The sequence below is a fragment of the Paenibacillus sp. DS2015 genome, from assembly GCF_050433705.1.
GTDB lineage: Bacteria > Bacillota > Bacilli > Paenibacillales > Paenibacillaceae > Paenibacillus_AQ.
Genome location: NZ_JBNPWS010000012.1, coordinates 1 through 26,302, shown reverse-complemented (window position 1 = coordinate 26,302; position 26,302 = coordinate 1). Strand labels below are relative to the sequence as shown.

Here is a 26,302-nt window from a genome sequence, read left to right as displayed (position 1 = left end):
CTTTCATCCCCCCTAGAGATCTATCACTTCCTATTTTCAGGGTTTAGAAAGAAGATTGCAAGCGTACTCCGATAATTTCCTACATTTTTCTCATATTTTTATTCAAAACATCTTCACATTAAAGAAAAACGCTGTTGAATTTTATAATAATTGGGTTATTAATGTAATTAAAGATTTTTTTACACAAAACGAAACTGTGCTTCGATCAATCCATGATATATGCCTTGCTGGTTTACCAGCTCCGTATGATTCCCTTCTTCTTTAATTTCCCCATGATCTAGAACGACGATTTTGTCTGCATGACGAATCGTAGAAAGACGATGGGCAACAATAAAGGAAGTTCTACCCTTCAATAGAATTTTTAAAGCATCTTGTATCTTCAGTTCTGTTTCTGTATCTATACTAGCCGTGGCCTCATCAAGGATAAGTATCCGTGGATTGGCAAGTAATGCTCGAGCAAAAGATAACAGCTGTCTTTGGCCCATCGAGAGTACATTTCCTCGTTCTTCAACTTCAGTCTCATATCCTCGTGGCAATTTCGAAATGAATTCATGCGCATTTACGGATTTACATACCGCTTCAATTTCTTCATCATTTGCATCCAGTCTTCCAAAACGAATATTATCCCGAATGGTCCCGGAGAAAATGAACGTATCTTGCAGAACGACCCCAATCTGACTGCGTAGGCTTTCAACTTGCACATCACGAATATCATATCCATCAATTAAAATTTGACCCTCCGTGATATCATAAAACCGACTTAATAGATTAATAATAGTACTTTTACCGGAACCGGTATGACCTACTAACGCAATCGTCTGACCTGCTTTGACATCCAGATCGATTCCCTTCAAGGCTTGGCGTCCTTTCTCATATTCAAAGACAATATTTTCAAAGCTAATATCTCCTATAATCTCTGGGATCGGCTTAGCGTTTGGTTTGTCATCAATACTTGGCTTCTCATCCATATATTCAAAGATTCGTTCAGACGAGGCCATCGCGACTAATAACTGATTGTACATTTGACCCAGACGGTTAATCGGGTCCCAGAAGTTACTTACATAACTTGAGAAAGCGACCAACAGACCTACTGTAAGTTGATCATGTTGAATGAGATAAGCTCCTAGTGAGAACAGAATTAATGTACCGAACCCACCGGTAATTTCAATAAGGGGTCCGAATCCTTGATTCATTGTCGTTGCCTTATCCCATGATTTCTTACTATCCTTATTCATCATATCGAAAAATTCCATGTTTTCTTTCTCTTGCGTATATGCTTGAGTTACACGAATCCCTTGAATAGATTCATTAAGGTGAGAGTTAATTCTAGAACTCTTCATCCGCACTTCCTGCCATGCACGTCGAATCTTCACCCGAAGCTTAGTAGAAATAAAGAACATGATTGGTACAGTAACGATCACTGCAAGCCCTAACTTCCAATTGATTAATAATAGAATAATCACGATACCCACTAGCTGAACACTGTCAATCATTAAGTTGACCACACCACTCGTGAATAACTCTTGTAGTGAATTGACATCATTCGTTACTCGGACGAGAACAGATCCTGCTGGTCTCTTATCAAAGAAATTAAAAGATAGCTTCTGAATATGCTTAAATAAATCTGTCCGAAGATCATAGATAACTCTCTGACCAATAATATTGGTGAACTTAATACGATACGTACTGGCCAACCATTGAACAATATAGAGAAATAATACACACCCTGCTAATATGTAGAGCAATTTAAGACTCGGTTCTGTAAATTCAGGGGAAATCGCCTTGTCTATCGCCATACTTGTTAGAAAAGGAACGGCTAACTTCGTAATTGTCCCCAGAATCATCATTAGACCAATTAACGGAAGCAATTGCTTGCTATACGGTTTCATATACGCAAACAATCTGCGAAACTGCCTCCAATCAAACGATTTATCAATAATATCGTCATCTTTGTATACAAAACGTTCTCCACCGTCACTCTTAGTCTTCTTCTGCTTCATGTCCGCCGCTTGGTTATGTTGCCTCTCCGTATTCATGATTTCACCTGCTTTTCTACTTCACTGGATATCCGAGTAATGTGATCTGCATATTGAATGTTGTAGACATCCTGATAAGGACCTGGAACAGCTATTAATTGCTCATGTTTTCCTTGTTGTACAACCTTACCCTGATCCAACACTAGAATTTCGTCAGCATGACGGAGAGACGAGATTCGATGAGCAATAATAAATGTTGTACGCCCTTTCATAACCTCTTGAAATCCAGATTGAATCTCATGTTCAGTCTCCATATCCACTGCACTCGTTGCATCATCTAGGATCAATATCTTAGGATTCTTAAGCAATGCACGTGCAATTGCGATACGCTGCTTCTGACCACCTGACAACCCCATACCTCGTTCTCCGACGACCGTATCATAACCCTCTGGCATTTCCATAATAAAGTCATGAGCTTTTGCCAGCTCAGCTGCGCGGATAATTTCTTCCATCGTAACGTCTTTGAGACCATAGGATATGTTGTTTTGAATGCTAGAAGAGAATAGGAATGTTTCTTGAAACACTGAAGCCATCTGACTACGCAAGCTATGAACCGTTATATCTCGAATATCTACCCCATCAAGCTTAATACTTCCTTCATTCACATTATAAGCATGCATGAGCAGTTGAATAATGGTTGATTTCCCTGAACCTGTGCCGCCTAGAAATCCAATAACAGCGCCTGGTGGTGTATCAAAGTTAACATCTGTAATCGCTGCCATTTTATTGCCATACGCAAATGTGACATGATCGAAAGTTACTCGACCCTTCACATCCTCTGCTTTTAGTTCAACCGCTCCCTCACGATCTTGTACATCAATCGGGTGGTTGAGTAGTTCCAACACACGTTCTCCCGAAGCTTCCGATTGGGTATAGTTGTTAATTAAGAAGCCAATGTTCCACATGGGGCCGATAATATACCAAATCAAGCTAAAAAAAGCCACTAGCTCACCTAAAGATAACGATTTATTAATAACAAAGGTGCCACCTACGGCAAGTAGGATAACGACACTAATCGATGCTACAAGCTCCATTAGAGGAAAAAAGCGACTCCACACAGTTGCGGTGAATATTTGATTCGTTTTGTACCTTTCGTTCCGAACCCCAAACTTCTCTACTTCATGAGGCTCCCGCGCAAATGACTTAATCGTCCGAACACCAGTAACATTCTCTTGTACAGATGTCGTTAGTGCACTAAGCGCCAAACGCATTTCTTGAAATGCTGGATGAATTCGGTTCTCGAATTTCAAGGCAATAAAAATTAGAAAGGGAACATTGATCAATGTGATCAGTGATAATTGCCAGCTAATCGACAACATCATAACCGACCCGAATACAACCATGAATACCGTATTAAGCATTTGCGGAAGCCCAAAACCGACAAAGTTACGAATAGCTTCCAAGTCCCCTGTTAGGCGCGACATCAAGTCTCCGGTCTTAGCGGTGTCATAATATCGAAAAGATAAAAATTGCAATTTCTCATAACAGGCATTACGTAAACGGTAAGCAAGGTGATTCCCTAGTCTTCCCCCAAGCATTCCACTTAAGAATTGCATGATTGCCTTTAAAATGACAACCACGATGACCGTAAGGGAAATGATCGGTACTTTCTCAAATTGCCTCGGCGAAATGACATCATCAATCAATATCCTCAGCAGATTTGGGGTAACTAGCCCTAGCGCAGTTGCGATAGCTAAACAGAGAATGGATAAGAACAGAAAACTTCGCTTATCCCAGAAGAAGCTCTGCAGTTGCTTGAGAACATTCATGTTACTCCTCCTTTTAGATAGATTGAACTAAAGACGAATCTCGACATCCTTTAGTTCATTCTATATCGATAGATTGAACTAGACGAATCTCGACATCCTTTAGTTCATTCTATATCGATAGATTGAACTAAAGACGAATCTCGGCATCCTTTAGTTCATTCTATATAGATGCATTTGATCTATGTAATTCATTCACAAACTTATGAACGTCATTGAAGTTTAACACCGACTTGACAAGGCGGCAAAGAGGATAAAGGAGCATAATCCGCCAGTTATCCGATGCATTTGGCAATAACTTGAGAGAATCTGGAACTCCTTATTAATTATTCGAATTTACTCCATATCCCTTGCAAACTTGATAAAAAGAAAAGAAACGCTGTAAAAGCGCTTCCTTTCTTTGGACGTTATTCCCATTTCACAGGATAATCTGTTCAAACTCTTCTAAATTTCGAGCTAATTTACGCCAACTTTCTGTAGCTTCTTGCGATTGTAATGAACTTTCCATCGCTCCAAGATTTTCTTCTAGTTGTTCTTTCAGAGCGTCTCTCTGTTGTAGTAAATATAAATGTAATTGATTAACATAAAAGTGAATGAGTAAAGGTTGCTGATGCAGAGAAGCTGCACTTAGACCTTCTTTCAGCGTGGGCTCCACAGCCAACTTTAGCTTCTCACGCCCATTCCCTTCAAAAAACAACTTCGGTCCTTTAAACATTGACCACATTGAACTCCAATTCACGGGCTCTACAAGCTTACTATCTTCTAATTCAGGTACAGACCATTCCTTTGTCTCTTTCAATGGGGTAAGGAGAAGGCTCTCATCCATTTCATTGATCTGGATTGTAAGTTTAAATGCTGCGTCTTGAACTATAGCTTTAGATTTTATTTCTAGTCGTAACGTCGTTGCCCATAGCTCTTGATCCAATTCACGTAGGAGTGAATTCTCCAGTTCACGTCCACAATCCGTGTAGATCTCTTTAAGCGAACCGATCCCATCTTTCAGCAAGGAAGGATGAAATGCTTCTTGGAAGAAAGAGCCTAAATTATACTGTATTCGTTGACGTACATGAAATAACAATTCCTTCGTCTCTTGTTCAATTTCTCGGTGCTGCTGATCCTCCGTATCCGTGAATGTTTCAAGCATTCCCATGACCTTACTCCGAATTTCAAATAGTTGCAGAAGTCGTTCACTTCGTGTGACCTCATCCTGTCTAGATAATTTATCCCACCCCTCAGCACGTTTCCGTGCTGCAACAATCTCTTGTTTAGCTGCTTGAATAGATAAACTGGGCAATTCCTTCCCTGCAAAATCAGCTAGGGTCTGTTCAAATGAACTAAACCCTGAGGATAAGAGTTGACCTCCATCCCCTCTTACCTTCGCATCTAAAGCATTCATACTTGACAGAGCGTAAAGGTGAGGCGATCGAATACCACTACTCTGTAAATTAGATTTCACATGTTGCTTCACTTGTTCCAACTCATCATCGGATGCGGCGAGATCCGCAGCATTAATAATAAAGAACATTTTATCTAATGCAAAACTATCTTTCACTCTCCCTAATTGAGCTAAAAACTGACGATCCCCTTTAGAGAAGGCATGATTATAATAAGTCACGAATACTAACGCATCCGCATGTTTCATATATTGAAAAGTTACACCGGTATGACGAGCATGAAGAGAATCTGCGCCTGGTGTATCCACGAGCACGATGCCCTGCTCCGTCAGATCACAGCTGTAGAATAGATCAATGCTCTCCACAAAGCAGGATTTAGATTCCTCTGCTACATAGGAACGGTATTGCCCTATATCCACAATCTGCGCAGTCCCTAATAATCCTTGCGCCGCTTCCCAACCCGTGGCAGCAGCCTTGAGGAAACCATAATGAGGCAAGCCAGCAGGATGAATGCCTTCTGAGGAAAGTGGCAAGATGACCTCACGCCAATTATCAATATCTGATCCACTCAAATGTAGCATGCCGAGCGAAAGTTTCAAATCCTCTGCAAAAGCCTCCCGCGACTTCATTGTAATCTTTGCTGTACCATGCAAAAAATCGCCATGCGGTGCCAAAATGCGATTAATCGCCGCTGTAGTCGGATGCGGCGATACAGGCAGTACATCTTCGCCCAGCAAGGCGTTGGCGAAAGAGGACTTCCCGGCGCTGAATGCTCCGAACAGCGCCAACGTGAACGCGCCGCCTTCGAGCGCAGCGGCGCGGCTCTGTAGCCCCCGCGCGGCCGATGCCATCGCGGGGTAGCCCGCGAGCAGCGCTGCCGCAGCTTGCAGCTGCGCGGCTGCGCCCGCAAGCCGCTGGCGGCGACCTCCAGTCGCGCCGCCATGCGGCAGGTCCGCCCCGCCGCGCGCAGCCGCGGGGCTCACTGTGGGCGCAACGCGTAGCGCGCCCACTTGAGCAGCAGCCGCCACCGCAGGTGCGGGCGGCTGTAGCGGACTCACCATCGGCAGGAGGCCGGGGGTGAGTCCGCGGCGCGGCGGCAGCAGCTCGGCTAGAGCTGCCGCGTGCGCGGTTTCCTCGCGCAGCAGCGAAGCGTAGCGCGAGGCGGCGGCCGATTGCTGTTGCAGCTCGGCCAACTGTATGCGCTGCTGCCCTTGTTGCTCCGTGCATCTCTCCGCTAGCTGCACCAACAACGGCTCCGTAAATTGCTGCACATTGCGACGGTATTGACCTTTAATGGTATTGGCGACATTTTTACAATAATTCAGCACATATTCACCTGATAACATCGCATCTATGTGTGCTGAACTTTCGAGAATATCAGAATGGATAACAGGCATCATCTCATCCATCATTTGCAGATGAGTGTCCTCCCATAACTGATGCTTTTCCGCCCAACGGGTTAACAGTACTCGAACATGCCATTCCACCTGAGAAGCAACTTGTTCCTGTAACCTATGTACAAGTCGATCCTGCCGCTGATTTTGTTCCAGCGCCGTCTTATTTCCTGAGAACCATAACCCTTTCTTAAATCCTGGCTTGCGACTTTCTAGATATTCCTGAGCCATCTCACGTAACTCAGCCGGCATAAGATTAGCATTATCTAATAAAATACTTAACTCTTCACGTAATGCCTCTCGTTCTTGTTGTGGAAACACCTCTAGTTGTTTGATCGACTCCTCTATTCTCGCGAGATCCGTCTGGAGCTTAAGTGCATGATCTTCTCCACCCATTTCTTCCAGAAGAGACTCTTTCTCAGTCTCATGAGAATCACAGAACTGCTGTGCTGCGTCCTCTACAACATGATGAACTGAGCAGGAGATGCTATATTCTAATAGCTCCTCCTTTTTCATTATCAGATTCCCTATTAAATCTTTGAGATCCTCAAATTGATTATAGAGATGATCCATATTTTTCAAAGAAGTAAAAACAAGTCCCTTATAAGTAACTTGCCAACGTGAAAAGGCAGCCTCTACTTCTTGCTGATATACAGACAGAGGCAACTCTTGATCACGATGCTTATCAATCTGATTCACAATAAGGTAGAGAGGTTTACCCCATTCGGACAAGCTCTTCGCAAAGACAAGATTGTTCTCTGATTGCACATGATTGTAATCCATCACATACAGGACCACATCCGCTAAATGAAGAGCCGAATGAGTTGCCTTCTGGTGTCCATCGTCTGTTGAATCCACACCTGGTGTATCCATTAACACACCCGAATCTCCAAGCCAAGGAATATCAGCCCATACGTTAATAGATAAATAATCTCCACCATTCGTACAGTATGCCTCAAGCTCATCCAAGGAGACCTCTCTAGTTGGACTCAAATCCGCTGGATATATAAGCGCACGTGGCTGTCCATTACGAATAGAGACAACATTAGCACTTGTCGGTATTGGACCCGAGGGAAGCACTTTTGTTCCGCATAATGTGTTAATTAGACTGGATTTACCTGCTGAGAAATGTCCGCACAAAGCGATCGTCAGCTCACCTGATGCTTTTTTATGTAATAGATCATCCATTAGCTTCACAGACTTCGAATCATTCCATCTTTCCAATTGAACCTTAAGCTCACTTACATCACTTACATCACTTCGTTGTGACTGCGCTACCATGAATGAATTCTCTCCTTATAAAATATTTATCTGCTAGCTATATATTTAGAAACAAATCATAATACTTAATCAGACTTCTCCAGTATAATAGCCGCAGGTGAAGATTCCCAATTAAAATAATCTAACATATTTTAACCCACCTCACACATTATAAATAGAATGCAGCAAATTTACATTATGAATGAGAAAAACAAATCAATATTTCTCTGTAATATTCATTAATCATTACTGGTTAGCTTATCAGAGTCATCTAAGCAGTCTATTGTCGCAGGTCTATACAACTTACGTTATTTTCTTAATTCAAACAGGCTACCTCTTGGGCAGCCTGTTTTGTTTATATGGACAATAAGATACAAATCTTCTACAGTTCCACTGATTTACTCATCTCATTCCAAGCAGGCTGTCCAATAATTCCTAACCGCCAGATTGCAATACCTTTTAGGTCATATCGTTTGGCAAGTCCAATCTTAGCATTAACGGAATCCTCATTCTCGCTATACACGGATATCCCAAGAATCAGCTTTTCCTTACTTACCTCCTGTAGAGCTAGTCGGATGCCCTCGTCCACTTTATTCATCGGTTCAGGACGGGACTCATCCTCATATGCGTAGCCCATAATGATCAGGTCATCCGCAAGTTTTCCAAGCGTTTTATAATCATAACCCTTATAAGAGCTGTTCAATGGATGAAGAATAACGGTTACCTTTAGTCCTACTGTACGAGCTTGTACAGATAATTTTTTGATAAAAGCATTATACTCGGCTTGCACTTTCGCCTTATCACCTGTGAGACCTAGCCCTTCCAGATCGAGCGCAATACCTTTAAATCCTTTTTGTGATGCCGTGTCAACAATTGCTGAGATCGTCTGCTCTTGAAGCTGCTTATCTTCCAGATTCTTCGTCAACTCCAGCTTACCATCCACCGAGTAGACCATCAGATAAGGATCTGTCCCCCCCGCAGCTGCATCACTAACAATAGATTCTGGTGTCACAGATCCAGCAGGCTTCGGCCATCTGAACTCATCTCCTGACGTAGTGAATTGCCCGCTACGATCAATCCGGCTCCATCCAAACGCAATCGCATCAAAGCTCGGAATCAGGGAAACCTCACCGTATGCGCCCTGCGCATAAAATCCCAAAGTGTACATATCCTTCTTCGGTGAAATGATGGATACCGTCTTTGACGCCTGGTTCCAAGACACCTCTGCACCAAACTGTCCGCTGAAGAAACTCAGAGGAATCATGGTTGTGCCACGAATACTTTGTGGTGCAACCGCCAACTTCACCGTTCCGCCATTCACAATGGCACTCTTACTTCCCATCGTTAAGACAACTTCTTTTTTACCCGCTGGATCTTCCTTGGATGCACTAATTTTCTTCGCAGCCTGATTCCACTCTACCTTAATCCCTAATGCTTCAGATATCGCCCGAAAAGGCACCATAGTGGTTCCTTTCATCACCACAGGTTCTACCGGGAAGGGTAGCGGATATCCGTCTAACATAATATGTACCCCGCTTGTTGCTGCCGCCTGTGTTGTATTCTCTTGTAAACTCACTACGCCGCCCACTGAAATCGCCAGACATAATAATATTTTACTGAATCGTTTCATTATAACCCTCCAAATCTATCATTATATGAATTCAAGTATAAGCCGCCCCTTAACTCTATCGTTATACTTTCGATTAGTCTACTAAACTAGTAATTAATAGTAAATGAAATAACCATTAACCTTTTTGAGCGATGTTAAGCACTTATTCTCCCAGTTCCTATAGGAAAATTGGGCACCTATGATGTTGTATAAATCTTAGTCAAGCGTAACACCAAAGAGGTAGTATTAGAACTACCAAAGCTCCATACTGCCTCTTTCATTCAATTATCTGCTTCGTTTTCATCCTGGATTGGATATAAATCATTTAAACTTTCAATATCTTTGCTTCCAAGTATCGTCTCTTTTCCATTAGTGGAGATGTACCCATACTGGGACTGCCCTGAATGTGCAGAGATGTTATAAAAAAATAACCGATCATTGATTATAGGTCGTTTTCCTACTTCACTTGATATACCGGCGTTTGTTAGAAACCAAATTTTATTCTGTGTTCCACCCATTTTTCCAATCCATGTTAGCCAAGCTGCGTTTGATTTAACCTCGTAATAATTGATAATACCGTTTCCTATCGTAAAAAATGAATTTGATTTTCCTTCAGGAAAAAACAATTGAAAGGAGCCCGCGCTGCTTTCTCCTGAAGTAAGTTCTTTTAAAGTAGAAATTTTCGGAATATTAATCGCAGCAACACGGGCCTTAGTTAAGTCTGCCGAATCCAAATTTGCTTTTGTCTTGTCATTTATCTTTGCTACATGGACAGTTTTTGTATTAGGATCCCAAGCTACATCACTATTAAAATTCTCAGCTATAAAGCGAATAGGGACCATTACGCGATTATTTCTAATTAGCGGTGACTCCGATTGATTTTGACTATTTACACGAAACGTCATTTGCTGGCTAGGGTCAGCAATTACAATTGTTTTAGTTTTGTTGTTCCAGCTTTTTATTGAAAGTCCTTCAATCTGTTCAATACTTCTCAACGGAACAAAAGTGGTGTCATTTTTCACAAAAGGAGCAACGTCTGTTTTAACGGTATTGCCATTAACAACTATTGATATAGGTGTGGCTGCTTGTACCGTTGACACTGCAAAAAACATGGCAAAACAAGTGAGAAAAAATGATTTCCATTTCAAACGGATCAACCTCCTTGGTTAATTTTGGTTTTTCCCTGCATTTAGTATAGACGCAATATAAATGTAAAAAGTTTCTTTTTTTGTAGATCGCAATTTATAATGACCTATGTATCAAATTCAGGTGTTTTGTTTGTTACCTATATATTAACTCCCCCGAATAAGGCTCTACAGGTGCATGATCTTATACGGCCTACATATGGTAAAGGCATAGTTCGTATTCGAACTATGCCTTAGCCTCATTCATATATTCTTTCCTAATATTGCCTTAGTTCTTTTCCGTAATGTTATCGTTAGTGTCCATCTAACTCAGATACCCATTGATTGATTTTATTAAATAGATACATCTGAACATGTTAAAAATCCCCGCCAAGGTCATTCGTTCCCCTCATAAAAACCTGAGGGGTACGAATGATTACTTAAAGGGGATTAGATAAGCCACATTCGGATTTGTAAAGGCTATTGATTATCAGTATTTCTGTTGCAAATAACTACGCTAATGAATTCTCAAGATCTGGAATCAGAATTTCAAATACGCTACCATGTTGAAGAATGGTTACGCCACGTGATTTATCTCTCATCACTACCACTTCAGGTTTTATAGACATACGTTCCAAATAATGTTCAGGTACTTCGCCAGAGTCGCTGACAGTAATACCAGCCACTTCCTTTTCTTCATTCTCGGCAAATTTTGTTTCTACAACATCTTCAAAAATGTCAGAAAACTGTTCAAAGTTATTTGTATATACGGATATGCACTTCATTTTATACCCCATCCTTCTCCACCTCTATTTTTCACTATCCAATATCTTCTTTATCTTTTCTGATTTGGGCCATCTTCATACGTTTTTTGCCTTCACGACATACATCAAGCAGCGGACAGACTTGGCATTGAGGGTTCTGTGCCTTGCAGTGATAGCGTCCAAAAAAAATAAGTCGATGATGAGTTTCTGTCCAATCTTCACGGGGAACTCTCTTCATTAATTTCTTCTCGACCTCAAGTACAGAGTCTTTCCAACCCGCAAGACCCAGACGTTTGGATACCCGCTCCACATGCGTGTCTACCGCAATAGCCGGTACTCCAAATGCATTGGATACAACGACATTAGCCGTCTTTCGACCTACTCCCGGAAGCAGAATTAATTGATCATGTTCATGAGGAACATCTCCATCATACTGCTCAATTAGAATTCTACACAAGTTCTGAATGTGCTTAGCCTTGTTTCGAAACAGACCAATACGACGAATATCTTGTTCCAATTCCTCCAGCGGCACGTCAACATAATCCTTGGGCGATGTATACTTTTGAAATAAATCCTTCGTTACCTTATTCACCATCTCGTCCGTACACTGCGCAGAGAGTAACACTGCAATCGTCAATTCGAACGCATTACGATGGTTCAATTCACAATGTGCATCTGGAAACATCTCGCGTATAGTGTTCAGAATATGTCGTACTGTTTCAGCATTCATGATGATGGCCTCCTGCAAAAAAAACGCCTTGATACAGGAAATTCCGTATCAAGACGGTGTATTTCTTGAACATTCCCAAAGCAGATTATTGTTTACGTATTTCCACAATTATATCATTGTTGAAATACACTACAATATTATCATTTTCTTTGAGAGATTGCACGGTAATTACAGTGTCACCTTGGTGAATATATGCATTTGGTGACAGTGCGAAACGGTTTTTTTCTGTTGTCGTCTGGATTTTCAAATACAATTCTCGTGATATACTATCATACTTCCAGAAATCTCGAGTCGTTGTACCCAACACTTTCAACGTTGTATATCCGTCTACACCCTTACGAATCTCAACGCGATCCGTAGGTAAGAGACTGTTCAAGTTTGTACTAATTTGGCCCTCACGTACAATTTTGAAGGAGCCCTGAACCTTATAGGTTTCTGTACTTCCATTATAATTCTTCACAGTAACATTCTGTGTCGCCGCATCTACAGCTACCACTTCTCCAGTCAACAATTTAACTACTTCTATTGTAGTAGGAGTATAACCATTGAAGGTTACATTAATGATATTCCCCACCTGTACATTAGAAAATTGTGAAATTTGTCCACCGTCACCCACGATCACAGCTTTATCCAAATACAATTGACTGTTCAGATTGTCTGCTTTAACTGTAACTCGACTAGTAGCCTGATCAACGGAAGTCACTTCGTACTGTTTAGATGATTTCACAAGAATACTTTTCACGCTATCTTGATTATCTGTCATCATAACCGTCACAGCAGTCCCTAATTTTACATCAGATATACTGGAACTGGCAATACCATAACTTTCAATAATCGGTGAGAGGTAAGGAATAGTCACCACTTGTCCGTTCGTTAACTGAAGAGTCAGTTTTTTAGCACTTGTATCCACTGCTGTTACAGTACCCTCATATTTATAGAGCACTTCAAGTGATAGCGCACGATTACTAATATAGCTAAGATTGATTCTACGATTATTGCTTAGTAAAGGCTCAATTCCCGCCAGTGTAGGCGTTGTCGTATTGTAAGCAAACTTAGTATTAGCATCCAAAGTAACAACAAACGGCTTTTTATTAGCATCCAGTATCGTTAGCAACTTATTCTTCACATCATATGATACGACTGTAGCATCAGGTTTCTGTTCCATCTGTCTACTAAGGACTGCAATCCTACTTACCTGTTCCTGTGGGTTAAGTGTTAACTCTACTTGATCCCCCGCCGTAGAATCGGCAATTAGATCGGCTAATACCGGCTTATCTATTCCTCCAATCACAATTTCAGGTTGATCCACCAGAAGCTTCACTTCTAGTGCCCCACCCTCCTTTTTATATGTGATTGTAGTCCCATTTGCTCCAAGTTCATAAATAGTGCCTCGAAGTGTATATTCTACAGCTTGTGTGACCTCTATACTCTGAATCACATTATTCTTCACCGTATATTTAATCTCCGAGCCATTCTTCAGCTCAGCTGGGGTCAAAATTTTGTTCTGATATCGAATAATTGAGCTTTCATCCCAACTATAACTCTCTAAAGATCCCGTTGCGTTCTTAATCGCCACCGTTTTGTTGTTCACATCAACGTTCTGCAACGTTCCATTGGAACTCTTATTTATTACGCCAGATTTAATCTGCACCACAAGTACATTTTTAGCTGCAGTCACGTTCTCCTGCTTAATCAGAATTCGACTTCCAGCAGTCAGTTCTGACGGCTCAATCTTGTTGTTATTCTGATCCAAGAAGACTGTATTGGCATCATATTTATAAGAATCAAAAGATGTATTATCCGATACACCTAGCATATTCCCAGGGAATATGCGCTCAAATGTCGTTTCAATCGTTTCTAATTGCTCTTTCGGGTCCGTAATTTCCACATAACTTGCTTTGCCCGTATTCTCAAGAACCATTACTTTCGTATACAACTTCACATCTGATAGCGCTACTTTAGTATCGGAAGTACTAGTGAAAAAGGCAGTATTATTGTCCAAAGAGAAGTTACGTATACTACCATTTACATATAAACCAAGAGTATTGTTACTAATACTCGTTACAATTCCTTCCGACGCGTTAGCATATACAGTGTTATTATAGGCTCCTGCACGACTGAAGAAAGTTGCCAATTGGGTACGCGTAACCGCACCTCGAGGATCGAATCGGTTACCTGTCGTGCCGGTTGTAAGACCTAACTCAACAGCTAAATTCACAAAGCCTAACTTGGAAGCAGAAATATTGCTATTATCAGCAAATGATGTTGCCTTATTAGCCGTAGACGCAGCTTCATTCTGCTTACCTATAGCACGCACTAAGATTTGGGTGATCCATTCCCGACTTGCTTGCTTCTGTCCCCAAGATGTTTTAAGCGTAGCATCGTCCATTTCAACGTTCTTCTCTAGCAAATTTTGTTTCAAAGCAAGCTCAACATACGATTTATAATAGTTACCTACTGTTAAATTAGTAGGAAGTTTGATGTCTTTGTCTGAATTTAATTGATCCTCGAGACCCATAAAGCGAATAGCCATCGTAATCGCTTCCTGCTGAGTTACAGAATCATTAGGACGGAATAATCCTTTATTACCAATAATAATTCCTTGTGAAGCCAATTTATAAATATGTTTTTCTGCCCAATATCCGTTCTTAACATCGCTGAACAAACTACTGGAAGTAACCGTTGCCGATGAAGTTGTTGGCGTTACTTCGTCGGCAAAAGCGGCTGTTCCCGAGCTCAAGGCCACCATACTAACCAGCATGGCAGAAACCACCTTTTGGGATTTTATATAATTGCTGCGTTTGGAGTGCATCTGATATTCCCCTCTCTTAATAAACAAATAAAGCCAACATATTAAATTCGACAAACGAGATAACAATCCTGCTTAAATTCTATTATTTCATCATCGGATGTTCAAGTTCGACATGTCCCATCAGACTTTCACCTTTTGCGCCATCCACCAATAATTCAATAGATTTCACTTCATCAAATTGAAACAACGTCTTTCTTAGTGCATCAATCGCAAATTGTTCTTCACCCGCACCTTGACGCGCTTCATCAGGAAGATGAATATCTAAAGTGATTGCGCCCTCTTTGATATCAAGTGATTTCAATTCTATTTTTGCCCACAGTGGAATCAACTCAGAATTTTCTGTACTTGTTAAAGCTTTAAACGCCGCTTCATATTTCTGAGTATCATTCTTATAGGTAATTTCTTGCTTAGATTTCATTAACTCCATGGCTTGAGGATCCGTAAAATAGACTTCAATCGTTTCCTTCTTAGCCGTCGTTTCTACTGAGTCTGGTGTGACTTCAGGAGTGACTTCAGGAGTTACCTGAGGAGTTACCTCTGGCGTCGGCTCAGGAGTAGTAGGAGTAATGATGATTCCCTCCTCTGATTCATTGTTATTTGATCCATCAGTACTCTCCTCAGGGGAAGTGACCGCGCCCTGTCCATCTGTTACCGAATTAGCTTTATCATTACTTGCACTGGGTTGAGTCGTAGGTTTCTGTCCACAAGCGACACCTACAACCATCACCAAGACAAGAAGTCCAATACACCATAATTTCTTATTCATGTTCCGCCTCCTTTGAGGATTCCAGCTTATTTAATTCCTAGGTACTCTTTGATCCCTTTAACGATACCTTCAGCAACGTTATTTTGTAATGCCTCGCTGAAAAGAGCTGATTCATCGCCTTTGTTACTAAGATATCCTACCTCCAAAAGAACAGCTGCCATTTTAGTCTCACGTATCACATGAAAGTTACCGTATTTAACACCACGGTCCTTAAGGCCCGTAGCTTTAACTAAGTACTTATGCATGATATTAGCAAATGACTTACTACTGTCCCGTTGATAATAAGTTTCGGTACCGGTGGCAACCGATGAGCCGCTCGCATTGGCATGTATAGATACAAATACATCTGCCTTCATATCATTTGCAATTTTAACCCGTTCCTTTAATTCAAGAAAGGTATCATTATTACGTGTCAGAACATATTGAATATTCGATTCTTTTTTAAGCAGGTTTCCAACTTTAAGTGCTACGGCTAGATTGAAATCTTTCTCTCTCTTACCTGTAACACCTACTGCGCCTGGATCTTGATTCCCATGACCTGCATCAATAACAACAATCTTCTTTCCATTATTGACAATGGGTACCTCTGGTTGAGGGTCTGCTTTGTCCATTTCTAAGGTATATAAGCCACCTTGATTACTAAGTGTGTAATGATTAGAATAGGGCATGTCTACAACAATTCTAACTGTAGATGGCGCATTATTGTAAAGCGAATATCGTATCTTGGATACATCTGGATACCCGTCTACCGCAAACTGTCCTTGTAAATTCTGATCAAGCGGTTGAACAAATGTATTCCCGAATTTAGCATTTGGAACATCAATCACGATACGATCAGGTGAAGTTAAGGTAGTTATTTTAGGTTGAATGCTACCTGTTGTTGCCATGAATAAACGATTTTCACTATAACTAAGACCATCAATTGTGGCAAGTCCCTCATTATTACTATCGTTACCAGGCGTTGTGTTTCCAGTTCCGTTATCTGGGGTAATAAGATTTACCCTTTTGGTTGCATTATCCCAATTCACTTGTAAACCCATTTCTTCACTTACAAATCGAATTGGAACTAATACAGTATCACTACGTAATAATGGGGAAGCTTCCAGCGTTACCTCATTACCATCGACAATCGCACTCTTCGAATCCACAACTAACTTAACAGTTTTACTATTACCCTGTATGGTTACCGTGCGCGTCTTTTTCTCCCATCCGACTTGAAACCCCAGATTCTCCACGACGACACGAATTGGAATCATGATATTACCATCGACATTTTCAATTTTAGCATTAGTTGTTATGGTTAATTCTTTACCATCCAAGAAAATATTAGAATTTGCCGTGGCGGCTTGTCCTTTACTTGGAAATACCATAACGAAGACTAGCACTAACAACAGAAAGCTAAGTTTCTTCATCATTCACCTCTACTATCCTAGTATAGTTAATACTTTGCTGACTCTTCTCACTGGTTCACTCCTCCCTTTCAACATCTATTTAGACGTCTTACGACTATAAAAGTTGCGTAAATCTTCCTTTTCTCATAAATTCCTTCCGTCTTTTTAACTATAACGATTGCGTATTTATGCACTTTGGATCATGAATATTAGGTTTATTATTCATATTTAGCACTTAAAGACACTCTAAACACACTATAAAAAGAAGAGAGGTAGAACAGAAATAAATCTCTGCACTCCCCCTCTTCTCATAAAAAACCAGCTATACTTTAGCTCTCAAAGGAATTATTTAGTTGCGAACCATAGGGTGCTCTAGCTCAACATGTCCCATTAGGCTCTCAGAAGACTCACCGTCTACGGTCAAATCAATAGACTTAACCTCTTTGAATTGGAACAAGGTATTCTGTAAAGCTTCCAGCGCGAACATTTCGCCCCCAGAGCCTAGACGTGCTTCATCTGGTAGATGGATGTCAATTGAAAGCTCGCCATTCGATGAAGTTAAAGATTTCAGCTCAACTTTACCCCACAAAGGAATGAATTCAGGATTGCTATCGATCTGTAATGTCTCGAATGCTGCTATATATTTCTCAATATCATTACTATATTGTATTTCTTGTTGTGATTTAACCAGTTCCATTGCCTGAGAATCAGTATAGTAAGAGGTAATCGTCTCACTTTGCTTATTCCCAGCTACTGTATCACCCTCCTGCGCTTCTTCTTTAGAGTCTGAATCCGTCGCTTTAGCTGGTGGAGTCGTCTCGATTACAGGCTCTGTACTATCTACCACAGTAGGATTTTCAATATCAGCATTTGTACTGTTGCCCTCTTTATTATCCGTAGCTATATTATTGGAACTATTGACAGTATTAGATGATGACTGAGAATCTGTGCCACTTAATGGCTTTTGTCCACATGCTACTGTAAACACTATAATAAGAGCTAGTGCAACTATACAGGTTACCCTTTTATTCACTTTGCCACGCCCTTCGTGAGGAATCACTTACTTGATTCCCAAATATTCTTTAATTCCATTTACAATCCCTTGTGCGACTTTATTTTGAAGCTCCTCCGTAAATAGCAACGCCTCATTATCGCTATTACTCAAGAAACCTACCTCCAATAATACTGCTGGCATTTTAGTCTTTTTAATTACAAAGAAACCATTCTCAGTAACTCCTCGATCCTTAAAACCCGTAGCTTTAATTAAATATTTGTGTATCACATTCGCAAATGCCTTACTATTTGTTCGTTGATAATAGAATGTTTGACTTCCATTAGCAGTTGGAGAAAAACTATCAGCATGTATAGATACAAATACGTCGGCATTCATATTATTTGCCAGATCTACACGGTCTTGCAATGTAGGATAAACATCCGAATTTCGTGTCATAATCAATTCAATAGCGGGCTCTTGCAAGAGTAGTTGTTCTACTTTTAGAGCAACTGCCAGAGTAAAATCTTTCTCCATCTTCTTAGATATACTGGTAGCGCCTGGATCCGAACCGCCATGTCCAGCATCAATCACGACTTTTTTACGTCCGTCATTAACAGCAGGTACGTTAGGAACAATTGGATCAATATTTACGCTATCTTCTTCACGTAGTTGAACAGTAATAAGAGTAGAATCCGTAGTCTCAGTTAATAGTGTATATTTCTTTGCAGAATTTAAGTCTATAACCACACGAACTGTAGAAGGGCTAGAACTAAACAGTGAATATCTTACACCTGATACGTCGGGATATCCACTCACTTCCAATCTACCATTTAATTTGTTATCTAGACCCTGTGAAGCTCTAAACGAATCTGAGAACATGGTATTTGGTAAATCTAACACGATTCTGTCAGGTCCAGTTAACCTAGAGATTTTGGGCTGAACACTCGCACTTAATGAAATTTTTAATTGATTTTCACTAAATTGAATAGTATTAACCTGAGATAACATAACTGATGGTTCCACTACGGGTGCTGTGGTCGGGGACGAAGTCCCACTTCCTGTAGTCGGTGGGACTTTAACGGGTTCTTTAATTGTAGGTTCTATGACTGGTGTAATCAAAGAAACAACTTTGTCTACATTATTCCAGTCTACTTCCATTCCCATCTGTTCACTAACAAACCGTATGGGCACGACAACGGATCCTTTACGCAATAATGGAGCAGCATTTAAACTTTCCTGTTTGCCATCCACTGTAGCCATTAGATCATTTACCACGAGTTGAACAACTTTATCCCGTTGTTCAATTTTAACACTTTGACTCTTCTGATTCCAAGTTACCTTGAACCCCAGATTCTCCACGACAACTCGAATAGGAATCATCACATTACCATCCAAATTCTCGATCTCAACTTTCTCGGGTAAGCTAAGCTCTTTACCATCTAGAAACAATCTTGATTCCGTGGCTGCATGACTTTGACCTGATAATAACATAAAAAAAACACACCATAGCAACATAAAACTAATACTGAATTTCTTCATTATCCACCTCGGTTGACAAATTTATGCTAAACAACTACCTAACGACGACAATATACCTTATAATTTTTTTATCCGTTAAGACAATATTCTCGCTTTAGGAACCACTATCCTGCTTATTCCTACAAATAATCATCATAAATTTTCCAAAAGGTGAAAGCTGAATCAAAACTCGGATAGTGTATAGAAGATAATTTCAGTTGAACTATGGACATTCACTAATTTCCATCCATGTTCAGTTTTTTTAACGAATCTGCTTTTGAACAATAACAAAGAAGGTATCCCCAGCCACCTTGGCTGCAGGATACCTTCTTTGTTGTTATTATCTAATTCACTAAGCTATTTACAATATTGTCGATTGTTTGTGAATTAGCAGTCGCTCCGTAATACAACCATGAGCTAGATTTCTCAAATTCAAACACGTTACCATTGACAACAGCCGGAATACTCTTCCAGACTGCATCCTGGAGGGCCTTGGAACCGTCTGCTTTGTCACTGTTGATGAGGAAAATATAATCCGCATCCATCTGAGCTATTTCCTCTTGTGAGATTGCGTTCCAGCTCCATTCAGAATCCGATAGCTTCTTCACTGTTTCTGGTACAGCTACTCCTAGATCCTCATACAGAACTGAACCACTCGACAATTTTTCACTAACTACAAAAAATTGATTACCAACCAGCCATATCGCTGCTGCCGACTTCGTTCCCCCAGTAACCCCCTGGATTTTCGCTTTTGCATCCGCTGCCTTAGCATTATAGTCATCAAGCGCCTTCTGCGCTTCCTCACTCTTATCAAGAACTTCTCCAATCTTCAGTAACGCTTGGCGCCAGTCATTGTTGATCTCATCTCCGAGCACGTACGTAGGGGCGATTTTGGCATATTGTGCGTATTTATCCCCTTCTACCATACTGCTTCCACCAAGAATAATTAGATCCGGGTTATGACTTGCAACGACTTCATAAGGTAAATCGGAAGGAATCGTAGGAATTCCAGTTAATTCATTCTGTAGGTAATCCTGAATCCCATTTGCCACTGACCATTGCGCCGCTGGTTTTACTCCTAAGGTAACCAGATAGTCTTCCAGGTAAGAAGCTATAATTCTCTCAGGATTCGCAGGAATTTTAACCTCATGTCCCAACGGATCTGTCAATGTTCTCTCTGTGCCCACAGCAGGTGTCTCTGTCACTGTTGGTGCTTCTTCTGCAGTATTAGCTCCACTAGTGTTACTTGTGTTTGTGTTACTTGTGTTTGTGTTACTTGCGTTGTTGCCTCCACCACATGCAACAAGAGTTAAGGACATAATAACTATACTTATAAACAAAACCATGAATTTATTTTTCTTTCCTAAAATCACTTTGTTTCCCCCTTGTAAGACCCTATTTAATTGGAAGTCTTATGTATTGTTCTATTTTAACACTGCTGATAATGATAACCATTATCATATTTGATGTCAATTTTTTTTCATATTTGAGTTGAACATTCTGATTTTACAGCCAAATTATTCAATAAATACTATTTAATGCATTATTCATTTGGATATATCATAGGAATTAGAATGTCTATCCACTTTCTATTATTAACGAACGAAACAAAAAACCTTCTAAGTCCTTGTGAACAAGAACTTAGAAGATCCAAATTAATCATTTACTAGTGAAGACTATACCAGTACTTGGCTAGCACGCTTTTGCTCGTATGCCGTAATCTCAGGCTCATGTTGTAGTGTTAAGCCGATATCATCCAATCCTTGTAACAAGAATTGACGACGGTGCTCATCAAGCACAAAATCGATATGCAGACCATAATCATCTGACAACGTGTTATTCTCCAGGTCAACATGCATCTTGTAGTCTTCATGTGCAGCAGTCCGCTGGAACACGTCTTCCACTTGCTCTTCTGACAATTTAAGCGGTAGAATACCATTCTTAAAACAGTTGTTATAGAAGATATCTGCAAATGAAGGTGCAATAACACATTTAAAACCATAGTCCATGATAGCCCAAGGAGCATGCTCACGTGATGATCCACAACCGAAGTTGGCTCTAGATACGAGTACTGATGCACCTTGATAACGAGGCTTATTTAATTCGAAGCTTTCGATGTCATTGCCTTCTTCATCGAAGCGCCATTCGTAAAATAAAAACTGTCCAAAACCTGTCCGTTCGATCCGTTTTAGAAATTGTTTAGGAATGATGGCATCTGTATCTACGTTAACCCGATCCACGGGTCCTACTATACCTGTTAATTTAGTGAATGCTTCCATATGGATTATCCCTCTCTTTCTTAGCTTTAGTTAACTACTTCAGTCTTAAAGTTCCAATCACGAACGTCAACGAAACGTCCTTCGATCGCTGCCGCCGCTGCCATAGCTGGGGATACAAGATGCGTCCGTCCACCACGTCCTTGGCGTCCTTCAAAGTTACGGTTCGATGTTGAAGCACAACGTTGGCCAGGCTGCAATACATCCGGATTCATGGCAAGACACATACTGCAACCTGCATCACGCCATTCAAATCCAGCCTCAGTAAATATTTTATCAAGCCCTTCTTCTTCGGCTTGTATCTTGACTCTCCCTGATCCCGGAACAACAATTGCTGTCACTTGCTCAGATACACTGTAACCTTTAGCTACTTCAGCTGCGGCACGTAAATCTTCAATCCGACCATTCGTACATGATCCAATAAATACATAATCTATTGTGATTTCAGTAATAGGTGTACCTGGTGTAAGTCCCATGTACTCCAATGCTTTCTCAGCTGCTTTACGTTCGTTCTCTGTAGGCAACTCTGACGGAACTGGAACTTTAGAAGTGATGTCTGTTCCCATACCTGGACTTGTTCCCCAGGTCACTTGCGGAATCAATGAATCTACATCAAATTCCAATATTAGATCATATGAAGCTCCTTCATCTGTCAACAACTGATTCCAGCCTTCAACAGCTTTATCAAACGCTACACCTTGCGGTACATGTTGGCGACCACGTAAATATTCAAATGTCGTCTCATCTGGAGCGATCATACCTGCTCTTGCTCCACCTTCGATGGACATGTTACATACCGTCATACGCTCTTCCATCGTTAGCGTTCTAATCGATTCGCCTGTATATTCAATAACATAACCTGTTGCGAAATCTGTGCCATACTTAGCGATTACGCCTAGAATCATATCTTTAGCCGTTACGCCAGCTTTACGATGACCAACAAAACGAATTTCCATTGTTTTAGCTTTGGATTGTTGTAAACATTGTGTTGCAAGTACGTGTTCAACTTCACTTGTACCAATTCCGAATGCCAATGCACCGAAAGCACCATGAGTCGAAGTATGGCTATCTCCACATACGATTGTTTTACCTGGATGTGTTAGTCCTAGCTCAGGACCCATAACGTGTACTACACCTTGATCGATTGAATCAAGATCATACAATTTAACACCGAAATCTCGACAGTTTTGTGAAAGTGTATCAATTTGTTGCTTAGAAATTGGGTCTTTAATGTTGAAACGATCTTGTGTTGGAACATTATGGTCCATCGTTGCAAAAGTTAGTTCAGGTCTACGAACTTGGCGTCCACTAAGACGAAGTCCTTCAAACGCTTGTGGAGATGTCACTTCATGAACGAGATGTAAATCAATATACAGAATACTAGGTTTACTCTCTTCTTGATGAATGACGTGATTTTCCCAAATTTTCTCAAACATTGTCTTTTTACTCATCATATTCACCCCATCTTGAATTCGAACTTTGGAAGATTTGCCTCACTAAGGCATCCCTTGATTGATATCAATGATACCATCAACGCTTTGATTGTTCCAAGATATAATTTCTATAAAAGCTATAGGTTTTAACTATAAGGTATTCTAAAATTTTTTTTTAACGTTATTAACGAACTATTTGTTGTAACCATTGCGCCGTCTCTTGCGGATGAGAGATTGGAAAATGATGACCATATGGCAACAGTTGGGTTTGCAAATGACGATATCGTTTCGGAATATGATATTTCAGATCGTGGTCCCCCCACAAAATACTAACTTTCTTTTGATCCCAGACCTCTGGATTCAGATGAAAGTTGTCTTTGTTAGTCACTTCAGACAAGGTCTCGGCAAGCGTCTTCCTAACTCGGGGGGACTTTAGATCGTCCAATACATATTGGATATAATCAGACGGAATTTGTGATACAGAGTCAAAGCAAGTCTGAGTAAGCAGAGATTTCTTAAAAGTAGCTTCGGTTATATAAGGTAGGATCATTTCTATTATACAACGATACTTGAACTGAGCAGGCGCCATATGAAAAATCGGCTGCATCAAATGTATGGAATGGATACGTTCCGGTATTCGTTCCATCACCTTGGCGGCAAGGAGTGCTCCATAGGAATGACCGATTAAGGTTACCGATGTATTATGCGTTACTATCGCGTCTATTAGTGCCTGTACATGACCCTCAATGACATTTGTTGTGTGATGATAAGGAGATCGTCCTATACCGGGGAGATCTACCAACCAAACCTTAGAGTCTTGAAAGTTCTGTGCAAGGGGTACAAGGCAATCCGCTCCGCTGAATGTTCCTGGCAGAAAGAGAATCGGATCTCCATCTTCACATCTGTTTTCTAAGGTCGCTAAGTTGCCTCTTCTAGTGAGATGATAATCAGCGTGATGAGCGGCCGAATGAGAAAAGCGAAAATCCAGGTCTGTGATGACGTGCGGTAAAGTGGATGAATTTACGACATAATCGAGATGATATTTAAGTTGGATTTGTCGGGCACTTTCAAGTGAAAATGACTCGTTAACAACAAAACTTAAGGACTCTTTTGGAATTCTTAGCTTTCTACCCAGACGATTACCTAACACTTTAGATAACAACGAAGGAGATAACGTGCCTAATGGTTTAGGAACACGAAGCTCTCGGTTAATTGTCGTGAGAAGCTGCATCATATTGGGGCTATCCTCTCTCGAATTAAGCAAATAATATGTTTTGTTCGCTGGGTTGTCCTCTAGGGTGAGCGCGGCGATAAACGAAGAAACATGGTCGAGATGGAAAAGGGGTAGCCAATATTCTTTTCCTCCAGGTACAATGGACATCATTTTTCTTCGCGCGGCATTCACCAATATACCTAGTCCACCAAGTTGCTCTGTGACTCCTGTTGCTGAATCACCAATGACGACACCCGGATGTACGACAGACAGTGGAAATCCCTTGTTCATGCTTTCCTGCCTAATATGGAGATCAGCCAGAAACTTTGCCTTTTCATAAGGCGCCTCTTGTTTCAGTGCCTCTAGAATCATTTCGGGGTTTGCCAAGTCTTCATCGCGAATAGGGCTTTTAAAGCCTACAATGTGGATAAAGTGCCGTAATGTTTGGGTAGAATGAATGAGTCCTGCCAACTCCGTCATATGTTCTGCTGCTTCAAGAAAAACTTGATGTGCTTGTTGATTATCGAGTTGAATATCCATCGGACCCCCAGCATGAATGATTATATTCGCCGTTATAACTCGTTCCCAATCCAATTCGCTCAAACCTAAGTGAGGTTTAGTCAAATCTCCTGAAACGGGAATAATAGACTCAAGGTGTTGCTTCAGTCCGCTCTGCCTCATGAGTTGATCAAACCGATCTATAGAACGCACTAGGACGGTCATTTGATCCCCTCTCCGCGCGATATCCTTAATTAGGCTCTGTCCAATAAACCCCGTACCCCCGGTAAGAAATAGATGTGCCATTTGTACCCTCCTCCCAACATGCTTATTCTACATTAGTACTACATGGTACTAAAAATAAGAAAAAAAATTACTTTAGCAAGATCGCTAAAGCTTGAACCGATTGTTTTACAATATCCTCATCTTGACTAGCATGACGCAAAAACAACGCCCCTTCAATCGTAGAAATAATCAGTGCTGAAATTGATTTTACAGGCAGATGAGCGTTGATTTCCTTCTTCTCGATTCCCTCTGCTAATAATTGTTCAATCATGGAACGTTGGTTTTGAAAAAAGTGACTGAACTGCTCCCTCATTTGTCCCGTATCTAGCGGAGCCTGTGTGTATAAAGTTAAGAAAGGACATCCCCCCAAGCAGTTAACATCTTGCTCAGTTAACAATTCGATAAGCTTATTCATACGCTCCATGACAGAAATTTCGGATTGTGTCGCTATATTCTTCATCATCCCGTCATATTGCACAATCATCCGTTCAATAATAGCTGACAATAACTCTTCTTTGCTTTTAAAGTAATAATAGATATTCGTTTTCGAAACTTTACTCTCAGTAACGATTTCATCCATGCTAGTAACCATATATCCCTTGCTTAGAAATAAATCCCTCGCAACTCGAAGGATAACTTCACGGTTAGAATGTTTAGTTTTCATACTAGTACTGTATAGTACTAGTATGATATTGTCAACAACTCTAAATAGTTCAATAAATAGGAGCTGTTCCTAGAGCATAAATTATCTGAATTCCTTGAATAATTGTTTTATAGCTCAACCAATATCCCATGCCTGATAATATTCGTGTTCCTTGGGTAGGAATTTCGCCTCCAGATTCCTTCACATTCCACCTCACGATAGACACCCTTGCTCTTGACTAGTGGTTGGTAACTACAAACCCCACAGTGGACTTTCACCACCTAGTTAATCGCCATGCGTGGCTAGAGTGAAGGACTGAATATTATTTCAGCCCCTCCTCATCAAACCGTACGTGAAGTTTTCCTTCATACGGCTTTCCGATGTTCTTCTTTCATG

Annotated in this window: 17 protein-coding genes; all 17 read right to left on the bottom strand. The window is 40.8% G+C overall.

The window, feature by feature from the left end; genetic code table 11:
- Window positions 1-179: 179 nt before the first annotated feature.
- On the bottom strand, window positions 180-2,000 hold the full coding sequence (locus J2T13_RS12265; RefSeq protein ID WP_429371777.1) for an ABC transporter ATP-binding protein: 1,821 nt from the start codon (window positions 1,998-2,000) through the stop codon (window positions 180-182).
- Between the two features lie 32 nt (window positions 2,001-2,032).
- Window positions 2,033-3,805, bottom strand: coding sequence for an ABC transporter ATP-binding protein (locus J2T13_RS12260; RefSeq protein WP_429371592.1), 1,773 nt, complete (start codon window positions 3,803-3,805; stop codon window positions 2,033-2,035).
- Between the two features lie 415 nt (window positions 3,806-4,220).
- Window positions 4,221-7,871 carry a dynamin family protein gene (locus J2T13_RS12255; protein ID WP_429371590.1) on the bottom strand — a complete coding sequence of 1,217 codons (3,651 nt, stop codon included), beginning with the start codon at window positions 7,869-7,871 and terminating at the stop codon, window positions 4,221-4,223.
- Window positions 7,872-8,232: 361 nt separating this feature from the next.
- Window positions 8,233-9,480, bottom strand: coding sequence for a stalk domain-containing protein (locus tag J2T13_RS12250; RefSeq protein WP_429371589.1), 1,248 nt, complete (start codon window positions 9,478-9,480; stop codon window positions 8,233-8,235).
- A gap of 260 nt (window positions 9,481-9,740) precedes the next feature.
- Entirely contained in the window at window positions 9,741-10,607 is an 867-nt protein-coding gene (locus J2T13_RS12245; RefSeq protein ID WP_429371587.1) for a copper amine oxidase N-terminal domain-containing protein, read from the bottom strand.
- A gap of 488 nt (window positions 10,608-11,095) precedes the next feature.
- Window positions 11,096-11,368, bottom strand: a complete 273-nt coding sequence (locus J2T13_RS12240) for an NAD/NADP transhydrogenase alpha subunit (RefSeq protein ID WP_429371775.1) — start codon at window positions 11,366-11,368, stop codon at window positions 11,096-11,098.
- 34 nt (window positions 11,369-11,402) lie between these two features.
- On the bottom strand, window positions 11,403-12,077 hold the full coding sequence (gene nth / locus J2T13_RS12235) for an endonuclease III (protein WP_429371585.1): 675 nt from the start codon (window positions 12,075-12,077) through the stop codon (window positions 11,403-11,405).
- 85 nt (window positions 12,078-12,162) lie between these two features.
- Window positions 12,163-14,838, bottom strand: coding sequence for an S-layer homology domain-containing protein (locus tag J2T13_RS12230; protein ID WP_429371583.1), 2,676 nt, complete (start codon window positions 14,836-14,838; stop codon window positions 12,163-12,165).
- Between the two features lie 133 nt (window positions 14,839-14,971).
- Window positions 14,972-15,655, bottom strand: a complete 684-nt coding sequence (locus J2T13_RS12225) for a GerMN domain-containing protein (RefSeq protein ID WP_429371581.1) — start codon at window positions 15,653-15,655, stop codon at window positions 14,972-14,974.
- A 26-nt stretch (window positions 15,656-15,681) separates the two neighbouring features.
- Entirely contained in the window at window positions 15,682-17,067 is a 1,386-nt protein-coding gene (locus J2T13_RS12220; RefSeq protein WP_429371773.1) for an N-acetylmuramoyl-L-alanine amidase, read from the bottom strand.
- Between the two features lie 328 nt (window positions 17,068-17,395).
- Complete coding sequence (locus J2T13_RS12215; protein ID WP_429371579.1) at window positions 17,396-18,106, bottom strand: GerMN domain-containing protein; 711 nt, start codon at window positions 18,104-18,106, stop codon at window positions 17,396-17,398.
- On the bottom strand, window positions 18,107-19,531 hold the full coding sequence (locus tag J2T13_RS12210) for an N-acetylmuramoyl-L-alanine amidase (RefSeq protein WP_429371577.1): 1,425 nt from the start codon (window positions 19,529-19,531) through the stop codon (window positions 18,107-18,109). It lies immediately after the preceding gene.
- Between the two features lie 371 nt (window positions 19,532-19,902).
- Window positions 19,903-20,931, bottom strand: a complete 1,029-nt coding sequence (locus tag J2T13_RS12205; protein WP_429371575.1) for an ABC transporter substrate-binding protein — start codon at window positions 20,929-20,931, stop codon at window positions 19,903-19,905.
- A 303-nt stretch (window positions 20,932-21,234) separates the two neighbouring features.
- Window positions 21,235-21,837: a 3-isopropylmalate dehydratase small subunit gene (leuD, locus tag J2T13_RS12200; protein ID WP_429371573.1), complete on the bottom strand. Its 603-nt coding sequence runs from the start codon at window positions 21,835-21,837 to the stop codon at window positions 21,235-21,237.
- 26 nt (window positions 21,838-21,863) lie between these two features.
- Complete coding sequence (leuC, locus tag J2T13_RS12195) at window positions 21,864-23,285, bottom strand: 3-isopropylmalate dehydratase large subunit (RefSeq protein WP_429371571.1); 1,422 nt, start codon at window positions 23,283-23,285, stop codon at window positions 21,864-21,866.
- A 166-nt stretch (window positions 23,286-23,451) separates the two neighbouring features.
- A complete protein-coding gene (locus tag J2T13_RS12190; protein WP_429371569.1) occupies window positions 23,452-25,284 on the bottom strand; it encodes an alpha/beta fold hydrolase in 1,833 nt (610 codons plus the stop codon).
- 67 nt (window positions 25,285-25,351) lie between these two features.
- Window positions 25,352-25,927: a TetR/AcrR family transcriptional regulator gene (locus J2T13_RS12185; protein ID WP_429371567.1), complete on the bottom strand. Its 576-nt coding sequence runs from the start codon at window positions 25,925-25,927 to the stop codon at window positions 25,352-25,354.
- Window positions 25,928-26,302: the final 375 nt, after the last annotated feature.

Excerpts from the sequence above, each read along its gene's own strand:
- J2T13_RS12265 (WP_429371777.1), bottom strand. The coding sequence starts at position 2,000 with ATGAAGCAGAAGAAGACTAAGAGTGACGGTGGAGAACGTTTTGTATAC.
- J2T13_RS12260 (WP_429371592.1), bottom strand. The coding sequence starts at position 3,805 with ATGAATGTTCTCAAGCAACTGCAGAGCTTCTTCTGGGATAAGCGAAGT.
- J2T13_RS12255 (WP_429371590.1), bottom strand. The coding sequence starts at position 7,871 with ATGGTAGCGCAGTCACAACGAAGTGATGTAAGTGATGTAAGTGAGCTT.
- J2T13_RS12250 (WP_429371589.1), bottom strand. The coding sequence starts at position 9,480 with ATGAAACGATTCAGTAAAATATTATTATGTCTGGCGATTTCAGTGGGC.
- J2T13_RS12240 (WP_429371775.1), bottom strand. The coding sequence starts at position 11,368 with ATGAAGTGCATATCCGTATATACAAATAACTTTGAACAGTTTTCTGAC.
- nth (WP_429371585.1), bottom strand. The coding sequence starts at position 12,077 with ATGAATGCTGAAACAGTACGACATATTCTGAACACTATACGCGAGATG.
- J2T13_RS12230 (WP_429371583.1), bottom strand. The coding sequence starts at position 14,838 with ATGCTGGTTAGTATGGTGGCCTTGAGCTCGGGAACAGCCGCTTTTGCC.
- J2T13_RS12225 (WP_429371581.1), bottom strand. The coding sequence starts at position 15,655 with ATGAATAAGAAATTATGGTGTATTGGACTTCTTGTCTTGGTGATGGTT.
- J2T13_RS12220 (WP_429371773.1), bottom strand. The coding sequence starts at position 17,067 with ATGAAGAAACTTAGCTTTCTGTTGTTAGTGCTAGTCTTCGTTATGGTA.
- J2T13_RS12210 (WP_429371577.1), bottom strand. The coding sequence starts at position 19,531 with ATGTTATTATCAGGTCAAAGTCATGCAGCCACGGAATCAAGATTGTTT.
- leuD (WP_429371573.1), bottom strand. The coding sequence starts at position 21,837 with ATGGAAGCATTCACTAAATTAACAGGTATAGTAGGACCCGTGGATCGG.
- leuC (WP_429371571.1), bottom strand. The coding sequence starts at position 23,285 with ATGAGTAAAAAGACAATGTTTGAGAAAATTTGGGAAAATCACGTCATT.
- J2T13_RS12190 (WP_429371569.1), bottom strand. The coding sequence starts at position 25,284 with ATGGCACATCTATTTCTTACCGGGGGTACGGGGTTTATTGGACAGAGC.
- J2T13_RS12185 (WP_429371567.1), bottom strand. The coding sequence starts at position 25,927 with ATGAAAACTAAACATTCTAACCGTGAAGTTATCCTTCGAGTTGCGAGG.